The sequence below is a fragment of the Ulvibacterium sp. genome (assembly GCF_965248315.1).
Lineage (GTDB): Bacteria > Bacteroidota > Bacteroidia > Flavobacteriales > Flavobacteriaceae > Ulvibacterium.
In genome coordinates this window covers 4264094-4284737 of the sequence record NZ_CBDFIX010000002.1, presented here as the reverse complement: position 1 = coordinate 4284737, position 20644 = coordinate 4264094, and the positions used below count along the sequence as shown (strand labels likewise).

Annotated in this window: 17 protein-coding genes; 13 read left to right on the top strand and 4 right to left on the bottom strand. The window is 42.0% G+C overall.

The window, feature by feature from the left end; genetic code table 11:
• Window positions 1–105: 105 nt before the first annotated feature.
• From ftsY to ACP2AF_RS19855, 10 genes are all read left to right on the top strand, one after another.
• Window positions 106–1062, top strand: coding sequence for a signal recognition particle-docking protein FtsY (gene ftsY / locus ACP2AF_RS19900; RefSeq protein WP_425237892.1), 957 nt, complete (start codon window positions 106–108; stop codon window positions 1060–1062).
• Window positions 1063–1199: 137 nt separating this feature from the next.
• Window positions 1200–1940, top strand: a complete 741-nt coding sequence (locus ACP2AF_RS19895; RefSeq protein ID WP_425237891.1) for a DUF1538 family protein — start codon at window positions 1200–1202, stop codon at window positions 1938–1940.
• Between the two features lie 14 nt (window positions 1941–1954).
• Window positions 1955–2743, top strand: a complete 789-nt coding sequence (locus ACP2AF_RS19890; RefSeq protein ID WP_425237890.1) for a DUF1538 domain-containing protein — start codon at window positions 1955–1957, stop codon at window positions 2741–2743.
• Entirely contained in the window at window positions 2733–3080 is a 348-nt protein-coding gene (locus ACP2AF_RS19885) for a P-II family nitrogen regulator (protein ID WP_120713996.1), read from the top strand. Before ACP2AF_RS19890 ends, ACP2AF_RS19885 begins: the two co-directional genes overlap by 11 nt.
• Before the next feature lie 50 nt (window positions 3081–3130).
• The gene (locus tag ACP2AF_RS19880) at window positions 3131–3532 is read left to right on the top strand and encodes a CBS domain-containing protein (protein WP_120713995.1); all 402 of its coding nucleotides are present in this window, start codon (window positions 3131–3133) and stop codon (window positions 3530–3532) included.
• A 190-nt stretch (window positions 3533–3722) separates the two neighbouring features.
• Window positions 3723–4451: a class I SAM-dependent methyltransferase gene (locus ACP2AF_RS19875; protein ID WP_425237889.1), complete on the top strand. Its 729-nt coding sequence runs from the start codon at window positions 3723–3725 to the stop codon at window positions 4449–4451.
• A gap of 298 nt (window positions 4452–4749) precedes the next feature.
• The gene (locus ACP2AF_RS19870) at window positions 4750–5994 is read left to right on the top strand and encodes a serine hydrolase domain-containing protein (RefSeq protein ID WP_425237888.1); all 1245 of its coding nucleotides are present in this window, start codon (window positions 4750–4752) and stop codon (window positions 5992–5994) included.
• A gap of 146 nt (window positions 5995–6140) precedes the next feature.
• Window positions 6141–6563 carry a DUF1330 domain-containing protein gene (locus ACP2AF_RS19865; protein WP_425237887.1) on the top strand — a complete coding sequence of 141 codons (423 nt, stop codon included), beginning with the start codon at window positions 6141–6143 and terminating at the stop codon, window positions 6561–6563.
• 50 nt (window positions 6564–6613) lie between these two features.
• Window positions 6614–7207, top strand: a complete 594-nt coding sequence (locus tag ACP2AF_RS19860) for a DUF1349 domain-containing protein (protein ID WP_425237886.1) — start codon at window positions 6614–6616, stop codon at window positions 7205–7207.
• A complete protein-coding gene (locus tag ACP2AF_RS19855) occupies window positions 7164–9146 on the top strand; it encodes a sulfatase-like hydrolase/transferase (protein WP_425237885.1) in 1983 nt (660 codons plus the stop codon). The genes ACP2AF_RS19860 and ACP2AF_RS19855 overlap by 44 nt, the downstream gene beginning before the upstream one ends.
• A 44-nt stretch (window positions 9147–9190) precedes the next feature.
• Here the strand turns inward: ACP2AF_RS19855 and ACP2AF_RS19850 are convergent, their stop codons facing one another.
• Window positions 9191–9628, bottom strand: coding sequence for a nuclear transport factor 2 family protein (locus ACP2AF_RS19850; RefSeq protein WP_425237884.1), 438 nt, complete (start codon window positions 9626–9628; stop codon window positions 9191–9193).
• Between the two features lie 269 nt (window positions 9629–9897).
• Here ACP2AF_RS19850 and rimO point away from each other — a divergent pair, with 269 nt between their 5' ends.
• A complete protein-coding gene (rimO, locus tag ACP2AF_RS19845) occupies window positions 9898–11211 on the top strand; it encodes a 30S ribosomal protein S12 methylthiotransferase RimO (protein WP_425237883.1) in 1314 nt (437 codons plus the stop codon).
• Between the two features lie 276 nt (window positions 11212–11487).
• The gene (locus tag ACP2AF_RS19840) at window positions 11488–12480 is read left to right on the top strand and encodes an SMP-30/gluconolactonase/LRE family protein (RefSeq protein WP_425237882.1); all 993 of its coding nucleotides are present in this window, start codon (window positions 11488–11490) and stop codon (window positions 12478–12480) included.
• Between the two features lie 141 nt (window positions 12481–12621).
• Here ACP2AF_RS19840 and ACP2AF_RS19835 read toward each other — a convergent pair whose 3' ends face one another.
• Window positions 12622–15588: a PVC-type heme-binding CxxCH protein gene (locus ACP2AF_RS19835; protein ID WP_425237881.1), complete on the bottom strand. Its 2967-nt coding sequence runs from the start codon at window positions 15586–15588 to the stop codon at window positions 12622–12624.
• A 118-nt stretch (window positions 15589–15706) separates the two neighbouring features.
• Between ACP2AF_RS19835 and ACP2AF_RS19830 the strand changes: the two genes are divergently transcribed.
• Window positions 15707–16756 (top strand): sugar phosphate isomerase/epimerase family protein, encoded by a 1050-nt coding sequence (locus ACP2AF_RS19830; RefSeq protein WP_425237880.1) that lies wholly within the window; start codon window positions 15707–15709, stop codon window positions 16754–16756.
• 41 nt (window positions 16757–16797) lie between these two features.
• On the opposite strand, the gene ACP2AF_RS19825 is transcribed toward ACP2AF_RS19830, so the two are convergent.
• Window positions 16798–17787, bottom strand: a complete 990-nt coding sequence (locus ACP2AF_RS19825; protein WP_425237879.1) for a MutS-related protein — start codon at window positions 17785–17787, stop codon at window positions 16798–16800.
• 381 nt (window positions 17788–18168) lie between these two features.
• Window positions 18169–20634 (bottom strand): M14 family metallopeptidase, encoded by a 2466-nt coding sequence (locus ACP2AF_RS19820; RefSeq protein ID WP_425237878.1) that lies wholly within the window; start codon window positions 20632–20634, stop codon window positions 18169–18171.
• Window positions 20635–20644 lie beyond the last annotated feature (10 nt).

Genomic DNA, 20644 nt, shown 5'->3' with positions numbered 1-20644 from the left:
CTAAATCCTCTCCGATAGGTTGTTTCTTCACTTCTAACCAAAGACTTTCCCTTGGGTTTACGGCATTTACTTTCATATCTTTGACAAAAGCATTTTATAGGACATATGAGCTTATTCAAAAACTTATTTTCTGCTAAGAAAAAGGAAACACTGGACAAAGGACTGGAAAAGACCAAGACGAATTTTTTCTCAAAATTGAGTAAGGCCGTTGCCGGTAAATCCAAAGTAGATGATGATGTGTTGGACAATTTGGAAGAGGTTTTGGTAACCTCCGATGTCGGTGTGGATACCACCCTAAAAGTCATTGAACGTATTGAGGCCAGGGTGGCCAGGGATAAATATATGGGGACCGATGAACTGAATACTATTCTTAGGGAAGAGATTGCAGATCTACTTTCCGAGACCCATACCGGCGAAGAAACGGAATACAGCATCCCCATGGATAAAAGACCATACGTTATTATGGTCGTTGGTGTAAATGGTGTAGGTAAGACCACCACAATAGGAAAATTGGCCTACCAGTTTAAAAAGCAGGGATTAAAAGTAGTATTGGGTGCGGCCGATACCTTTCGAGCCGCGGCCATAGACCAGTTGCAGGTTTGGGCGGATCGGGTAGATGTACCCATAGTAAAGCAAAAAATGGGTAGTGATCCTGCTTCTGTAGCTTTTGATACCTTAAGTTCCGCAGTTTCCCAAGGAGCCGATGTGGTCATAATAGATACAGCCGGCCGTTTGCACAACAAGGTTAATTTAATGAACGAACTGACCAAGGTGAAAAAAGTAATGCAAAAAGTGGTAGACGATACCCCGCATGAGGTTTTATTGATATTGGATGGTTCCACCGGACAGAATGCTTTTGAACAGGCCAAACAATTTACTAAAGCCACGGAAGTAACGTCGCTGGCGGTCACTAAATTGGACGGAACCGCCAAGGGAGGTGTAGTTATTGGTATTTCAGACCAATTTAAGATTCCTGTTAAGTATATTGGTGTAGGCGAGGGTATGGAGGATCTTCAGGTTTTTAACAAGTATGAATTTGTGGATTCCTTTTTTAAGATTTAGATAGGGAACAGACGATTAAAATATGGAATTTCCAGATTAATATGTCAGGTTCTTGAACATGGGTAATTATAAAACTACAGGACAATTTTAGTGGGATATGTATATAAAAGGAATTTGGGCAAAATGGAAACAACTTCATGTATAAGGCCTATATTCTGGACATATCAAAAAAGCTATGGGCCGCGGTTACGGACCTGATTCCCATAATTGTAGTTGTCGTTTTTTTTCAAACTGCTGTTATTCAACAGCCCTTCCCCGAAATCGGTGAAGTTATTATAGGCATTCTGTTCGTTATCATCGGGTTAATGCTTTTTATTGAAGGATTGGAAATCGGATTGTTTCCTATCGGGGAGGCCATGGCATATGCCTTGGCCAAGAAGGGAAGTCTTTTTTGGTTGTTGATTTTTTCCTTTGCCCTGGGCTTTTCCACCACCATAGCCGAACCGGCACTTATAGCAGTGGCCAAGGAGGCCTCAATAATATCCTCGGATGCCGGGTTGATAGAGAATAATCAAAAGATTATGAAGACCTATGCCTTTGGCCTGCGCTTGGCAGTTGCCATTTCTGTGGGTCTGGCCATTGTTATTGGCGTATTGCGTATTCTTAAAGGTTGGCCCTTATATTACCTGATCATAGGAGGCTATGTATTGGTGATGTTAATGACCATTATTGCCCCTGAGGAAATTATCGGTTTGGCATATGATGCTGGTGGGGTCACCACATCTACCATAACCGTACCATTGGTTACGGCCTTAGGGGTTGGTCTGGCCACCGTTATAAAAGGTAGGAGCCCCTTATTGGATGGTTTTGGCCTTATCGCTTTTGCATCACTTTTACCTATGGTTTTTGTTATGGCGTATGGATTATTTTGGTTTTAGCTAAAACGTAGCTTATGTTTGATTTTATGATGGAATTTGTATGGATCCTTATATATACCCTTAGGGACGTACTGCCTATCATAGTATTGATTGTTTTCTTCCAATGGTTTGTCCTAAAGCAACCCATACCCCATTTGAAGAAAGTTGTATTGGGAGGGGTTTATGTGGTAGTGGGACTCGCGTTGTTCCTTATGGGATTGGAAAAGGCCCTTTTCCCTTTAGGGAAAATTATGGCGACCCAACTGTCCGATCCCGCTTTTATTGAGGCAAGCGGAAATGCGTTGACCGATTGGAAATCGTACTATTGGATTTACATTTTTGCAGCGCTAATCGGATTCTCAACAACCATTGCCGAGCCATCCCTTATAGCCGTGGCCATTAAGGCCGGCGAAGTTTCCGCCGGGACCATTAGCCCTTGGGGACTACGGATTACCGTGGCCATAGGTGTTGCCTTTGCGCTGGCTTTGGGTACATTTCGAATAGTAACCGGAACACCCTTGTTCATTTATATTATGATAGGGTATATGGTCGTAATTGTCCAGACTATTTTTGCGCCCAAACGACTTATTGCGTTAGCCTATGACTCCGGAGGGGTCACCACTTCCACGGTTACAGTGCCCTTGGTGGCCGCACTTGGATTGGGCCTATCCAGTGCAGTACCCGGTAGGAATCCCGCTGTGGACGGATTTGGCCTTATCGCTTTTGCCAGCTTGTTCCCCATAATAACCGTATTGGGCTATGCCCAGTTTATGAGCCTAAAAAATAGAGTATTAAAAATTAAAATGGAGAAAGATGCAGTTTAAATTGATTATGGCCTTTGTTAAACCCAATATCTGTGATGATGTTGTGGATGCCATGAAAGAGGCCGGAGCTACCGGGGCCACCATTATCCCGGCCAGAGGCACGGGAATTCATGAAGCGAAGTCCTTTTTTGGACTTAGTATAGAGGATAAGACGGATATTATCGTGTTTCTGGTAGAGGAACACGTGGTGGAAAATCTTCTAAAGGTTATCCGGGAGGCGGGAAAATTTGACAAACCCGGAACGGGGATCGCCTTTGTTTTACCGGTAGAACACATTGCCGGTTTGGAAAGTCAGATGAAGAAGTTTAAAGATCAGGCGAGGGACAAGTATTTTTAAGACATTCCGTAATTTAGGGAAATACGGATTAAGTATAAACTAGAGCAAACATGGATACAAAAAGAGGATTTCAAGGGGCCAAGGACGTCATGACCAAACGAGTGGTCTTAATAGACGGGATGGCCACGGCCAAGGAAGCCGTTGATGTTATGCGCAAAGAAGGTGTTGAGGCCTTGATTGTTAAAAAGCGTCATCCACAGGATGCCTATGGCATCGTGGTGATACACGATTTGATAAAAGGGGTTATCATTCCTGACAAAACTTCCGAAGAGGTAAACGTATTCGAGATTATGACTAAACCGGTTATAAGTGTTCCGGCCGATATGGAGGTGCGCTATGTGGCCAGTCTGCTTATGAAAGTGGGATTCCGTATGGCCCCGGTAGAGGAAAATGGGGAATATATCGGGATGGTCTCCATTTCGGATCTGATATTGGATAATTTGCTTTTCTAGGACTACTTAAGACTGAACGTTAAATAGGGTCTAAATAGATTGTTGGGTTCGAGGTACCCTTATTACGGATATTTCAAATCCATTACTTTCTTTTTATTGTTTTGGTCATTGTCCATCCTGATTTGCGATTTTAATAGATTCAAAAATCGCAAAAGAATAATAGTATAGCTGAATCTTAAGCAAAATAGTTATGGCTAGCGAATATGACCAAATTACCGCATTTCATTATGCATCTTTTCGACCTTCATTACACCTACCGATTTTAAAGGAATGTTTGGAAGGAGGTATTCAGCATCCCTCCGGGTTGGATGTGGGGTGTGGAACTGGACAATCTTCCATTGCATTGACCCATTTTTGCAAAAAGGTAAAGGGAGTTGAACCGAGCAAGGAAATGTTGGGAAAATCAATACAACATCCCAGGATAACCTATAGTTACTATAATGGGCAATATTTCGATTATCGGGATAGCCTTTTTGACCTAATTACCTTTGCAGGCTCCCTGTATTATGGAAAATCCCAACAATTGCTGGATGAGGTTATAAGAGTGGGTAAGAAAAATTCGCGGATAATCATTTATGATTTTGAATTATCCTTGGATATGGTACTTCAAAGGCTAAATTTAGAACCTTCGCTTGGACAGGATTCAAATTACGACCATGAGGTGCACTTTAACGGTTTAAATCAAGAACATATAGCTTTGGAAAAGGAATTTAAAGGGAATTTGCAATTGGAAATTTCCATATCAAATGTTTCACACCTATTGTTGTCATCTAAGGACAATTATAACTTACTATTGGAATCTTTTGAGAAGAACGATCTTTACCAGACGGTTTTACAAGAACTTCGTTCAAGGATGAATTCGGAAAATATGGTTGTCGACGCAAAGACCTATTCAACGGTGTATCGCATCAAAAAATAAGGTATTAAAAATGTTGATATTCAAAAGGAAAAAGCGAATCCTACTATGCAAAACCATAGGTGAAATTATATGTAACTTGGCTATTAAGGAATTTTATAGCACTGAAACCATACAAAACACAGGAATCAAGAATTGAGAAAAGTACAGGGGAAATTCCTAATGGCTGAGGTTTACATGACAAATACAGAAACAAAATATAATCGAAAAAAAATCGCAGCCAATAAAATCATTGCTGTTCTTTGCCACCGCAGGTCAGGTCCAACAATTTGGCCTTTATTAGAATACTAAAATCAGAAATATGAATAGACTAGTTTTAATACTTTTTATAGGTCTTGTGCTTTCTTGTCAGGAGAAAAAGAATTCCGAAAAAACAAAGGAAGATACCCAAATAAGTATTCGGGACTCCTTGACACGTGAACTGAATCAAATTCATGAAGCCGGATTTATCAACGGCTTTGGGGTTGCCCTGGTGAATCAAGACGGGATTTTATATGAAGCAGGAATAGGATTCTCTGATATGGACGGCAAAAGGGAATATACCGAAAACACGATTCAAAATATCGGTTCGGTCTCCAAAACATTAATTGGGATAGCACTTCTAAAAGCACAGGAAATGGGAAAATTGAATTTGGACGACCCCATAAACCAATACCTTCCCTTTAAGGTAATCAATCCAAATCACCCCAAGGAACCCCTAACGATACGCCATTTGGCAACACATACCTCTACCATTTTGGATACGGATTTTTACAACGCCAAAGCTTATGTACTTAAGGACGATCAGGACAAATCAAGTCCGGATTCTGTAAAATTGAATGAAAATTTCAACTCACCGGACTCCCATATGCCCATGATCGACTTTCTTGAAAAGATACTTTCCAAGACAGGGGAATGGTATAGGAAGGAAGGGTTTTCCCAAAATGAACCCGGAGAAATTTATGAGTATTCCAATATTGGGGCCACTTTGGCCGGCGCAATTTTGGAAATCGCCGTTCAAAAACCGTACAGCGAATTCACTAAAACCCATATTTTGGAACCCTTGGGAATGTCATCCTCCGGATGGTCCTTTGAAAACATAGATTTGGTCCAACATTCCAAACTTTATTCCAATCCAAAAACCGAAATTCCATGGTACTCCCTGATTACGTATCCCGATGGAGGATTAATAACAAGCAGTAATAACTTAGGAATTTATCTTTCTGAATTGATCAAGGGTCACTCCGGTGGTGGAACTTTGTTGCAAAAAGAGAGTTACGATGAACTCTTTAGGGAGCAATTGCCGGCTGTCAGTTTTCCGGAGCGAGACGAGGAGGATGACTATGATGATGAGTACAATACGGGAATTTTTATGGGATTTACACCAAGAGGCTACATTGGCCATACGGGTGGGGATCCCGGGATTGCAACTTATATGTTCTTTAATCCTGAGACAAAAATTGGACGAATTTTAATAATCAATACCTCGGTTTCCAATTCCGGTGGTGTTGATGAGTTTTATTCCATTTGGAACACCTTGGGGAAATACGAGAACAAATTGAGGTAACAAAAGCTAGCGAGTAGCAACTTAGGTCAATTGGAATTTTTCCGATTCAGATTGATTTACCTGATATTCAAAGAAGACTGATGAAAGCGTTATCTTGTGTCAGGATGCATATGGTTTAAACCTTTGAACCTATTAAAATAAAACCTTTGAAAACATATATTGGACCAACGGACGAATCGCAAAAGGAATTCTATGGGCAATTTAAAGGAAAGGGCCCAATAACAATGCTGAATTTACTGAAATTTAAACCCATAGCAGATTATTGCAAAACTGGGATATCTGGAGTTAGGGAAAAGATTTCCGGAAAGGAAGCCTATGCCAAGTATTTGGAATTCACCCTTCCAGTAATGAAGAAGGCTGGCGGTAACATTAAGTTTTATGGCAGTTGTGGGGATTTCTTGATAGGTCCGGAAAATAAAGGTTGGGACGCCGTATTGTTAGTTGAATATGAATCTGTTGATGTTTTCGTAGCGTTTGCCCAAAGTGAAGCCTATCTTAAAATTGCCGGGCATAGGACCGCCTCACTCGAAGATTCCAGATTACTCCCAATATTAGCATCGGAACTATAATTCAGTTGTTATCTTAGTGTTTTACGGCCATCTTAAACAAAGAACCTCATATGAAACAAATGCAGTGGTTTAATGAACCGGAGGAGTGGAACGTTGATGAAAACGATTCGCTTTCCATGTATGTGACCCCTTATACAGATTTCTGGAGAATCACGCATTATGGATTTACAGTGGATGATGGTCCCTTCTACTATTGCGCGCTTGGCGGGGAGTTTCAACTGAACGTTAAATTAACGGGAGAATACAGAAATAGGTTTGATCAAATGGGTTTAATGATTCGTAAAGATGAGAAAAACTGGATTAAAACCGGTGTGGAATACGTGGATGAAAAAATGCATGTAAGTGCCGTGGTCACACTTGAAAAAAGCGATTGGAGTGTGGTAGAACTATCGCATAATCCTCAGTCCATCTGGCTAAAGGTGATCCGACGTTTGGATGCCGTGGAAATATATTATGCCCTGGACAACAAGGATTTTAAAATGCTTAGATTGGCCTATTTCCCTGATAATACCCCCGTTAGGGTCGGGCTGACCGCGGCAGCACCAGATGGTGATGGGTTTAAGGCGGTATTTGAGGATTTTAAGATTAAACATTTGCCGGATGTACGAAGAAAAAAATGGCTCGAAGATAACAAACCAGATTAACGGATTACCGGGCACTTTAATACAAATATTGAAGTTCACCCAACAAAATACACAAATGGCCCGTAGGAGAAAAACAAAATATAAAGCTTTTGTACAATATTTGGCACTTATAGCATCAACAGGGATACTGTTATCCTGTCAATCGGAAAAGGGTGAACTTCCGCCCCCCAATATCGTATGGATTACTTCTGAGGATAATTCTAAGCATTACCTTAAACTTTTTGATGAAAATGGGGTAGCCACTCCAAATATTGAATCTTTGGCCGAGCAGGGGTTGATTTTTACCAGAGCTTTTTCCAATGCCCCGGTATGTAGCGTAGCCCGATCTGCTTTAATTTCCGGATGTTATGGCCCTCGGATAGGGACGCAATTCCACAGAAAATATATTCCTGTTCCTATGCCGGACTCATTACAAATGTTCCCGTCATATCTACGTAAGGCAGGCTACTTTACTACCAATAATAAAAAAAAGGACTATAACATCATTGAAGGGAAAGGGGTATGGGACGAATCCTCCGAAGAGGCCACTTGGCGGCATCGAACGGGTAACCAACCATTTTTCCACGTGTTTAATATCGGGGTCTCCCACGAGTCCAGTTTGCACTTTTCGTCCCAGGAAATGGACTCCATTGTTCCGGAAACCAGAGAGAATACATTTGAAGTTCAACCCAATCATCCACAAACCCGAACTTTTAAATATACCAATGCTTATTATCGGGATAAGATCCGTACCATGGATAGCAAAGTGGGCGAAGTATTAGATCAATTGAAAAAGGATGGGTTAATGGAGAATACCTTTATCTTTTACTTTGGAGATCATGGCGGGGTCTTACCAGGAAGCAAGGGATATTTGTATGAAATTGGTCTACATGTACCGTTGGTTGTCCGGATTCCTGCAAACTATCGACATCTGGTCAACGCCCCAGCACAAAGCACAGTTAAAGGCTTTGTTAGTTTTATAGATTTTGCGCCTACTGTGTTGAATCTTGCAGGGATTGCCATTCCCGAAGAAATGGATGGAAAGCCATTTTTGGGTCCAAAACTTTCTCCTGACGAGCTGAATGCGAGAGACATAACTTTTAGTTATGCAGACCGGTTCGATGAAAAATATGATATGGTCCGTGCAGTCCGTAAAGGAAAATACAAGTATATCCGAAGCTATACGCCCTTTAATCCAGATGGATTAATGAACAACTACCGTTACAAACAATTGGCCTACCAAGAGTGGCAAGCTATGTATGCCATGGGAGACCTGAACGAAATTCAATCTGCCTTTTTTGAACCCCGGCTGCCCGAACTGTTGTTTGATGTGGAGGCTGACCCCTTTGAGACCATAAACCTTGCTGATCAACCCGGTTATGAGGATGTACGCGCGGATATGCACCTAACGTTGAATACATGGGTAAAAGGAATGCCAGATCTTTCCTTTTTTCCAGAACACTATCTAATAGAGCAAGCCTTTACCGATCCTGTAGTCTTTGGAAAGGAGCAACACGAAAAAATTAAACGCTATGCGGATATTTCCGATCTTTCCCTTATGCCTTTCAAGGAGGCCAAAGATCAGTTGATAGTCAGTCTTCAATCCTCGGATCCGTGGGAGCGATACTGGGCAATTATTGTATGTAGTGGCTTGCGGGAGAGGGCAAAGGCGTTGGAGGCGCAAATAAGTGAATTGGCCTTAAGCGATTCGGAATTGATCAATCGTGTGCGGGCCGCTGAGTTTCTTGGAATTGTCCAAGCAGCCAATCCTTGGGAAATAATGGCAAAGGCACTTTATGAGAGCAAAAAACCGAGTGAGGCATTGCTCATACTAAACTCTGTTGTTCTAATGCAATCCACCAACTCGGCTTATACATTTAATTTGGACAGGGATAAAATAGCGACTTTAGTTGCGGAAGATACCCAGGTGAAAAGACGTTTGGATTATTTGATCCCATAGAAACAACCAGGAAAGCCAAGGTGTCAATGTGCGTGAGGAAAGCCTTAATCCGTGTAATTATGATCTGTGGTCAAATGAGACAATAGCTGCCAATCCCCAGTATCTTTTTTATAAATCCTGGTATATCTGATCCAGAAAGGATTTTTGTTTTTTCTGCTTATGGTCGTTTTCCCCTTTATTATGGCAATACCATTGCCCAGGGTCACGTTTTGAGCGTTGACCACTCTGGAAATATAGGTCCCTTCCTCGGAGGCCTTTTTTACATCCCTCAACCATTGTTGCTTGTTCTGTGCATCTCCTGAACCATGGGTGAAAACAAAGTTTTCGGCATAGGCCTTCTCCAGAAAGTCTATATCGCCATTTGCCACTGCGTTTTCAATAGCCTTTTCAAAGGCCATTATCTCTCTTTCTCCATCGGAAACTACAGGTTGGGATAGACCAAATAAAGGGATAACCAATATAAATGCAAGTAAAAACTTCATGGGACTAAATGTAGCAATTATTCCCACAGCATGCATAGACTAAATTGTTAATTGATCAAGGCTTTGTTCAATTTCCATTGGGAATCTAGGGTTTCATTGGCCCTTGTTCGTCAATGGGGCTAATTAATGGACTTTTTTGTCAACAGAAATCCGTTGAAAGGATACCGCTAGGTTGTGGCGCCCTAAAAATTGAAGAAATAGCTCTAAAACAAGCTTGTTCCAAGACCTTGTTGTATTTTTGCACCTGCCCGGAAGTAAGGAACAAAGTTATGCGTACGAAATCCATTAAAAAGAACAGGATAAATGTGGTTACTTTGGGTTGTAGCAAAAATGTCTACGATTCAGAAGTCCTTATGGGGCAATTGCGCGCCAATGATAAGGAAGTAGTCCATGAGGAAGAAGGCAATGTGGTGGTTATCAATACTTGTGGGTTTATTGCCAATGCCAAAGAGGAAAGCGTAAACACCATTCTAGAATACGTACAGAAAAAAGAGGAGGGGCAAGTCGATAAGGTTTTTGTCACTGGATGTCTGAGTGAACGATACAAACCTGATTTACAAAAGGAGATTCCGAATGTTGATGATTATTTTGGAACCAGTGACCTTCCCAATTTGCTCAAGGCTCTAGGTGCAGACTACAAACACGAGCTGATCGGCGAGCGTCTGACTACTACCCCGAAGAACTATGCTTATCTAAAAATTGCCGAGGGGTGTGACCGGCCATGTTCGTTTTGTGCCATTCCCTTGATGCGGGGTAAGCACAAAAGCAAACCTATTGAGGAATTGCTGGCCGAGGCAGAAAAATTAACGGCCAAAGGCGTAAAGGAATTGATTCTGATAGCGCAAGACCTTACCTATTACGGTCTGGATTTGTACAAAAAACGAAATCTGGCCGAATTGCTTCAAGAGTTAGCTAAGGTAGAAGGCATTGAATGGATACGGCTGCACTATGCCTTCCCTACCGGATTTCCAATGGATGTTCTAAAGGTTATGCGACAGGAACCCAAAATCTGCAACTACATTGATATTCCCTTACAGCATATTTCCGATGCCATACTAAAAAGTATGCGCCGGGGTACTACGCAAACAAAGACCACAAAACTGCTTCAGGATTTTAGGGCGGCCGTTCCGGAAATGGCCATTAGAACTACCTTGATCGTTGGGTACCCGGGAGAAACTGAAGAAGATTTCTTGATTCTTAAGAATTGGGTGAAGGAAATGCGCTTTGAGCGTCTAGGATGTTTTACCTATAGCCATGAGGAAAATACCCATGCCTATCATTTGGTGGATGATGTGCCCGAAACGGTAAAGCAGCAACGAGCCAACGAAATTATGGAAATCCAATCCCAAATATCCTGGGAACTGAATCAGCGAAAAATAGGAAAGACCTTCCGATGTATTATTGATCGAAAAGAAGGCAATTATTTTGTTGGACGAACCGAATTTGATTCCCCGGACGTAGATAATGAGGTTCTAATTGATGCTGCCAAACACTATGTAAAAATTGGAGACTTTACCAACGTAAAAATCACGGAAGCAGCTGATTTTGACCTTTACGGTGAACCTATAAAATTGTCGGTCTAAGCATTTGTCTATGTGGAATTGTCCGACAGGAGGGTGAAATTCCAAATCTCAAGTCTATCGTCTATTGTTCAACATCAAGTCCACAACAACCGACGGCAACCCATACCTATTTCTCCCTGAGCGCCCGCCTGAATGACATTGTCGGGTAGGTAGTCGAAGGGTTAACCCCGATGTACTTCACAAGAGAACTCAAATAGATAGAGTTTTGATTTATTCCTTATTTTAGTACAGACCAACGCGATAATCACTTTTCCCATTTTGAAAAACAATAGATTTATGAAAGCCAACCTGCTATTTACCCTTCTTGGATTGCTTCTATGTGTTTCCTGTCAGGAAAGCCATAATTTCTCAATTGAGATTTTAGATGATGAGGCACTTGGCCTTATTGATCCAACTACTGAAATAGAAGTAATCGGAAGTGGATTCAAATGGACTGAGGGTCCTTTATGGGTCGATTCGGGGAACTATCTGCTCTTTTCGGACATCCCGAATAATACAGTTTTCAAAATTGATGAGGCAGGTAATTTGACTACATATTTAAAACCTTCCGGCTTTTTGGGTGAAACTTTCGATGGAAAGGAACCTGGTTCCAATGGTTTACTTTTAGATCCCACAGGGAGATTGGTTCTTATGCAGCATGGAGAACGAAGGGTAGCCCGAATGAAGACCTCATTGGATGCACCCAATCCCGATTACGAGGCTGTTGTGAATAACTATCAAGGTAAACGTTTCAATAGTCCCAACGATGGGGTTTTTGATAGCCAGGGCAATCTTTATTTCACGGATCCACCTTATGGACTCCCCAAGCAAATGCAGGACCCGAACAAGGAGCTCGATTTTCAAGGGGTATACTGCCTAAAGACATCGGGTGAACTCACTTTGGTAGATCAATTGACCCGACCCAATGGCATAGCTTTGTCCCCGGATGAATCCAGGCTATTTGTGGCTGTTTCAGATCCAGAAAGTGCCGTTTGGTATCAATATGATCTTACAGCTCCGGGAATGGTAAAGGACAAGAGGATATTTTATGATACCACTTCATTAATTGGACAAGAGGATCAACAGGGATTACCGGATGGTATGAAAATGCATAGTAACGGATATCTTTTTGCCACGGGCCCTGGAGGTGTATGGATATTCAATATTTCGGGAAAAGCTATCGCACGGATCCATACCGGTCAGGCCACGGCCAATTGCGAATTTACCACCGACGAAAAGACACTTTTTATGGCCGCGGATGACTATATGTTGAAAGTATCCTTAAAATAGATTTTGTCCGATTAAAACGTGGGAAGCTTTGGATTTAATCCAATCGTTTTCCCTCACTCTAAAAGCTTATCGCGGAAAACATCAAAATGAATTTCTGCCCATATTACATGGTCCAATTCTTGAAATGGTCCGCTATCCAAATCATTCGGATTGTTGTAAAAAGGCCAACAAATCTGCCATTTCTTGGATGTCCATGCTATTTTCCAAGCCCTCGTACATCATTGAGCTTCCTGTTGAGGAAAAACGGTCAATATCATTTTTGCCGATTATTTTTTCTGTGCCTCCAACCATACGCAGACCAATTTCGGAATCGGTCTCATTGGTAACGATTCCCGTATAAATAGTGCCATCCTTGGTTTGCACTTGATGGTTTAGGTATTTGGTATCCACAGCGGCATTGGGATCTAAAATGTCGTAGAGCAAGGATTCCTTACTTTTGCGATTAATTTCAGTTAACACGGGCCCCACATCGTTTCCTAGTTCCCCATATCTGTGGCATTGTGCACATACGTTTTGAAACACTTCCCTTCCCTTTTCGGACTTACCTTGCAACTCCAATGCTGGCCGCATGGCATCAATGGCCTCTTTTCGCTGTACCACTCCGGTATCCGAGAATAGGAGTTCCGCTCTTTTCCGAATACCTTCATCATTCGAGAAAAGAAGGGTTCTCCGTCTTTCCAAATCCAGGTTGAATTCTCCCAAACTCACCTTTTTGTTTTCCATGGCCGTAAGGAGGGCATCATGGTGCGAGGATTTATACAAAAGGATATCCGTAGCATGTTTGCGTGCCTGTGGCCCTAAGGTAGGCCAAAGCTCAATGAGCCGGGATGCTATATGCACGTCATTGGAACGCCAAAGCTGGGACAGCACCTCTTCCTGAAGTTGTAAGGGCTGCTTGTTGTCCAATAAGCGGTACAAGAGCGTTTCACGGTTCTTAAAATCATCAAGCCCCGCCAGCTTTAAACGTTTTACACGTTCTTCCACAGGAAGTTTTTTGTCAAAAACGGATTGGGATGCTTGCTCAATAAGATTATCAATTTTGGACGAGGCCGGCAAAGCTAGAATTTGACGCAATTCTCCCGTGGCCTGTATTATAGCAAAATCAGATTCCTCCTCCAAGGCTTCCAAATTTGCCACCAATCGAGGATTCTCCCTAGAGTTTATCAAGTCCGGGTTTCCTTTTTTCCAACCTCGGGACAGTGCCTTTATCAATTTGGTCCGTGTCTCAGGGGCGATTCCATCTTTTTGTAGGGCGAGTAGAATATTGGCAGTCTTTTCCTTTCTTTCAGCTTTTCCGATCAGTTCCGTTAATATTTCCAGTACTTTAATTTCTCCAGACTTTAAAGTTGATGATCCCATGGACAATCTATTCTGAACAAAGTCAAAGGCTTGCCGTGCAAGGGCACTTGCCATGGCCAAGGTAACCCACTGATCTCCATCAGGCTGATCTAGTTGGGTGGAAAGGACTCTCGCAATTGTATCCTTTCTCATATTGTAGTTCACCTCTTGTAGCGTACTTAAGGTAAGGATTGCCTGCATGCGTACACGGGCATGGTTGTCTTGGGTCAAGGCAAGAATAGGATTAACCAGATTTAGTCTTCCGTTAAGAATTTTTTCCGCGATTTTTAGGGCATTTTCTCGTACCCCGGGGGACGTATCTTCCAATGCCATATTTAAATCAGTTTCATCCAAAGCTTGTAAACCTTCCAATACCCACATGCTGTGTAATCGAGCCAATGGATTGGAAGAAGTTCTAAATTGTTCTTTAAGAAAGGGGATAGCCTCGTTTTGTTTTTCAGTGACCAACAAGCGATGGGCGGTGATTCTTTTCCATTGGTTGGAATCCCCTAACAATGCTACCAAAGCTTTGATATCATCTAAAGGAAGGGGAGAAATCTTGGAGGCACTTCTGTTTTTAGGGATTATACGATAGATCCGCCCCTTTTCCTTTCCTGCGTTGAGGTCCATCTTCGCCTCCAATTCATCGGGAATCCATTCCGGATGTTCTATGACTTCTCGATGCATGTCCACTACATACAATGCTCCATCTGGCCCTACGGTCATATTTACCGGCCGGAAGGATCGTTCCCTGGAGGCAAGGAATTCTACTTTTTCACGATTTCTACTGGCTTTGAATGAAGCACCCTCAGGAGACAGGATGTCCAAATGGACCAAATTGAGCACACAGTCCGCAACCAATAAACTGGAATTGAGTCCTTCGGGAAAAATTCCACCACCGTAATGGGTAATTCCGCAGGCCCCAGAAAAGTAACCCGCTTGCTCGGGATGGTTTACCCGGGTTTCCTGCTCTCCTATCGGGTATATCCGGGAGAGCCCGTTTTCCTCATCAGCCGAAATGTTGGTCAAGGCATGTGATGGTGAATTGGGCAGGTTTTCTATGTACCGATCTTCGAATACCAGATGGGATACGTGCTCCAGATTGTGGGTCTCGTACAAATGCCCCCAATCATCAAAGGTGATTTTAAAACCTCCTGAAGATTCCCCTACACGGGCCAGCACCTCTCTTTCCAAATGGAATTTTAAATCGGTTCCCCGTAAATCCAAAATATTATTTGGAGAATTCACAAAGTAAGGTTTTCCAGAGTTACCGCCATTAGCGGCATAGATCCAATTGTCTATGCCATAAGTAAGGCCGTTAAAGTTATGCTGCAGATTGCCTATGCTAAAGCCATCCATTAGTGTTTTTCGGGTATCGGCCTCTCCATTTTTATCCGTATCGCCTATCCAGAGGAGGTGGGGTGGGGAAGCTACCAAAAAGCCATTCTTATAAGGCATAAATGAAGATGCGATTCCCAAATCAGGGGCATACACCTGTCTTTCGTCATAGACTCCATCTCCATCAATATCCACTAGCTGCACTAGCCTGCTCTCTGCATCGCGCAACGGATAACCGGGCATTTCCAAAACGAATGCCCTTCCCTGTTCATCAAATTTGAATTCTACCGGATCAAACACCAAAGGTTCGGAAGCCACTCGTTGCAAATTGAAATCAGGGTGTATTTCAAAGCTCTCCAAAGTATTCTTTTTATCGATTTTACAGCTTAGGAGCAACAGTGGAATAAGGACAATGGAAAGAAATCGATTCATAGGAACAAGATACTAAATTAGGTACTAAAAAAAGCCTTGTATAGCATAGGAAAGCAAGCTAGGTTGTACGGTTTCAGATTTATGGTTACATTTAAAAAAAGATGATAAATCCCATCCGATGAAGAACAATCCAAAGCATGCCCGATCCAGACGTAGATTTTTGAAAAATTCCACCGCCTTGGCAACAGGAATTGTATTGAGCGAACCCTTTGTTTTTGGCGCACCTTCCATTTTGTCCTCGTACAACCGAAATGACTCCAAAATAAATGGTGTACAAATAGGATGCATTACCTATTCTTTCCGGGAGATGCCGGATCAAAGTGCGGAGGCCACTTTGCAATATGTCCTTGATGCGGGCCTTAGTGCCATTGAATTGATGGGCGACCCTGCCGAACACTTTGCGGGAAAACCAAAAAACCCGGTAGATCGAAAAACTTTTTATGGTATGATGCGAAAAAGTAAGAGCGGTGAGCTTACCGAGGATCAAATTCAAGAGTTTGGGGAAATGAAGTCCCAGTTGGAGAGTCACAGAGAAGTGGTGGCCGATTGGCGTTCAACCGTGGGTATGGGCAAGTTTGAGCAACTCAAAAAAATGTATGCAGATAAAGGAGTGCATATTTATGCCTTTAAGCCAAGTGCTTTTGGGGCAAAAAATACCGATGCAGAAATCGATTATGGCCTCAGGGCAGCCAAGGCATTAGGAGCGGATCATGTAACCTTGGAGTTACCGGGGAATGATGCCCATACACAAAAGTTGGGTGCTATGGCAGCAAAACATGGTATGAATGTGGCCTACCACGGGCACACCCAACAAACCCCTACTTTTTGGGATACGGCCTTAAAACAGTCCGAACACAATATGTTGAATTTGGACCTGGGACATTACATTGCCGGAGGGAATACGGATGCCCTAGAACTTATACGGGGCAAGCATAAACGCATAAGCAGTATGCATTTAAAGGACCGGCGAAACCCGGATAATGGCCAGGATAACATGCCCTTTGGAAAGGGAGATACCCCAATTGTAGAGGTGCTACAACTTATGCGGGATGAAAAATACACCTATCCCGTATCCATAGAATTGGAATATGAGGTACCCAAGGATTCAAACCCTGTTAAGGAGGTCGCCAAATGTTTGGACTATTGTAGAAAGGCCCTAGAGGGTTAGGAAAGGACTAGTTTTATAAGTTGGATTATTCTACAAGTTTTTCACTTGATATTCAACATTTTATTCAAGCCCTCTTTATCAAATAGTATTCTGCCCACCTTAATATCCGACCAACCTTCTTTCAATTCATAGGTAAAAGTTGGTTTATTATCTACTAGCTCACAATCTATGTAGTAATTCGATACTTTTTCGTTTGTAGCATTTTTTAGTCTTTGTATGTGAGTGGATATTATAAAGTAGGAATTATCATATTTGCTCAAACCATTTATAGTCGTTTTGCAAATCTCGAAACCATCCTCAACATTTGTGCCGCTAAAAAGCTCATCGAAAACAGCAAAACACTTCTTTCCCTGAGAGACATTTTCTACTACCTTTTTTAGGTTCATTACCTCGGACATAAAATGACTATACCCTTTTAAAAGGTCATCTTTTCTATTAATCTGGATGGAGAAATGATCACAAAAAGGGATTTCTCCGATGGATGCCGGTATCGCTAATCCAAGATGTCCAAAATACATACATAGTCCTACTGCTTTGAGAAAGGTGGATTTGCCTGACATATTCGGACCATTCAAAACTATCACATTACTTGTGGTTTCAAAGTTGTTTTTTACAGGCTCGTCAATCAAGGGGTGGTAAAAGTCAAGAAGTCTTATTCCCCTTTCATTGATACTCGGAAAAGTAAAGTCATGCTTAAGAATTCCAAAATTTATGGACAGATAGGCCTCAAACCTGAACAAGTCTTGCCAAAAGGTTGAAATCAATTCTTTTCTTTTGAGCTCGCTAATTTTTTCAGTTAAGCCTATGACGTGTTTGTCTTTTAACCTATGTTCCCTTACAAGGTTTTCATACTTTTTTAACTCAAAGTTTGAAAGAAATTGTAAAATCCGTTTGATATTAGAACGATATCCTTCTGGAAACCGTTTTAAGTCTAGCCTTAAAAAATATTTTGATTCTAGGCGATGAAAAAATAATATTAGCTGATTAAGTCTGCTTTTGTAGCTTGTTTTCTCCTTTTTTGAGGCGAACAACCTGTATCGAAACTTTTTTTGGGATAAGTCTTCAATTTTTGCGTCGTTCAGAAAAAAATGAACTTCGTTTAAATATAGGACAGTATATGAATACTCCTGTAGAATTTTATTGTTGGAGGCAAACCCTTTAAGAATCTTTTGACGCTGGAAAATTTCATCAGCCGAGGATAAGGGTGTCTCTAAAATTTCGAGAATTTCTTTCTTGGTGAAGGTATTGAGCGAATAGTTGAATAAGGGTAAAACTTCATTCTCGATATTTAAATCTTGCACATTGCTCATTCTTCATTCTAAATGAAATGTCCGGTTAAGTTACGAATAACCATTGGATATAAATGGGCAGTATGCCTAACTAGCTTTTTGCTGCTTGAAATTGTTTAACTATCAATCCAACATAAAGAGGGCGTTGGCGATAAAAAGTTTACCATTTTCCCAAAAACCACGGAAAAGTGGATTATCCACTAGATATACTACCTGGCCCTTCCCATATTTCTCAACCCCAAAAATTAGACTTTTTCCTATCTTTTTCTGGGCTTCACTTCCCGCAAATCCTGAAACTGGGGTTTGGGTACTATCTTCAAAGTAGGCCACCGTGCCCGTATCTAGATAGTCATAGGCATAGGTATTGTTTTTGAGTGTAAAATAGGTATCCCCATAGCCAAAGGCCAAGGGATGCGTAGGATCCACCTTGGTCTTGAAAATGGCCCCTTCAATTTTTCTTTTTAGTTTTTCGCGTAAGGTCTCCTCATAGGCCAACATATATTCATTGGAATCCTGTTCTTTCTCTTTCTGTTTTAGACCAAAGCCGTTATTTCCGGTCAAACCTTGAATGGCCCCGCCCATAGCAATGAGCCGCCCCCCGTTGGATACCCATTTTTTAAGTCGTTGTAATTTTTCCGTATCCACAAAATCCGTATAGCCGTTGCCATCTGGTAAGATCAATATATCATACTCGGATAAATCAACACTTTCCATATAGTCTGTATCGATCACTGTTAGGGGATAGTGCAATTGCTCTTCAAAAAAGTGCCATATTTCACCAAACCGTAAGGTAGATGTAGGCCCACCGGACATCATCGCAACCTTTACGTTAGGCACCATTAGCACATATTCCGATCCAAAATCCTTTCCGCTTTCTACGAAGCCCGTATCCGTTGTGCCCAAGGTAATCCGGTGTTTATGGGCAATTTCTGTTAGAAGCGGGATAAACTCTTTATGATTCGCGTTATCTCCTTTGGTAATGATAAGGCTTCCGCGGTCATATCTTTCACCTTGAGTGGTAAATGGTTGTTTTGCAAAGCGAACCCGAATATTTTCTTGTATGAGCTCTGCCAAAAAACGGGCATCCTTTATGCTCTTCCAATCCGAAACGTAGGCATAGGTGTCTTCGGAAATATTGGCTCCTTTTGACTGATTAACTTTCCAAGGATTGCCTGTATTGGCTTCAATCCTAGTCTCGGAGGCCACAGCATCAAGGCCGTGGGCATAAGGGAGGGACCATGCGGTAATATCGTAGGTAAGGGAGTCACTTAATTTGGCATTGGGTTCAAAAAGCACCTTCACCAAAGTTCCTTTGGGTTGGTCCGTAGAAATCACCATGCTCCTTTCTGAGCTTCTAAGACTGCCGGTTTTTCCGGTTAAATATCGGAATCCTTTTACGGTACCGCCCTTACCTGATCCGTATTCAATTTGATGTTGATCCAATAACCGGGCGAGTGCATCCAATTTTTCGGCATTGCCGTTGAGAAGATAACTTTTGTATTTATAGTTCTTGTCCTTATAGAACTTTTTGAATTCTGTATTCAATTTTTCGGCGTTCCTTGCCGATATTTCCACAGTAGATAGTCCCGTGGTATGGTGGTGGGCAATCCTATCCTTAAGGGTCAGCGTGTCACCAATTTTGGTAATGATACCTAGTCCTGCCTTTCCACTGCCGCCTTGCTCATAGGTCATCCCGATTCCGCCATTGTAGGTAGGGTAGGTATCCCCATAACTAGGATATAACAGGTCAAAAGACTCCTTGGTAAAATAGAACCATCCTTTGGCATCAAAATACTTTGCATGGTTTTTTCCAATGGCTATTTGAAAAGATTTCTGAAAATCGGTAATAACCTCATGATAAGGTTCTGCGGCCGGGGCGAAATAATAAGGCTCGTCAACGCCTTGTTCGTGAAAATCCACATGTACATGAGGCAGCCATTTATTGAATACTTTGAGGCGTTGTCGGCTTTCTGTTTGGGTAAGCCAGGCCCAATCCCTATTCAAATCGAACATGTAATGGTTACTTCGGCCTGTCCACCATCCCTGGTGGTGCTCCTTACTATTGGGGTCTACATTGTAGGGCGTGTTTTTATATTGATTGTACCAATTAACATAACGGTCCCGTCCATCTGGATTTAAACAGGGGTCTATAATCACCACCGTGTTTCTGAGGTGATCACTTTTTTCTGTCAAAAGTGAGTGGATGGTCTTCATGGAGGCTTCGGTACTTACACTCTCGTTACCGTGGACGTTATAACTGAGCCAAACAATGACTTTTGAAGGATTTCCTTCACCTCTCATCCCTCGCAAATGCTCGGTTCGGATATCCTCCAGATTCTCCATATTCTCGGCACTGGAAATATAGGCTAGCAAAAGAGAACGTCGTTCATACGTTTTACCATATTCCAAGAGTTGCATACGATCAGGTGCCTTTTCTGCCAAATACTTGTAGTAGTCCACCACTTGATGATGTCTTGTAAATTGGGTTCCTAGAGGATACCCCAAAAATTCCGAGGGTGATTTTAGGTCCTGGGGAACTACCGATAAGGGTAACGTAGTAAGTAATACCGCAAGTAAAAATTGCTTCATGAAGTTAGAA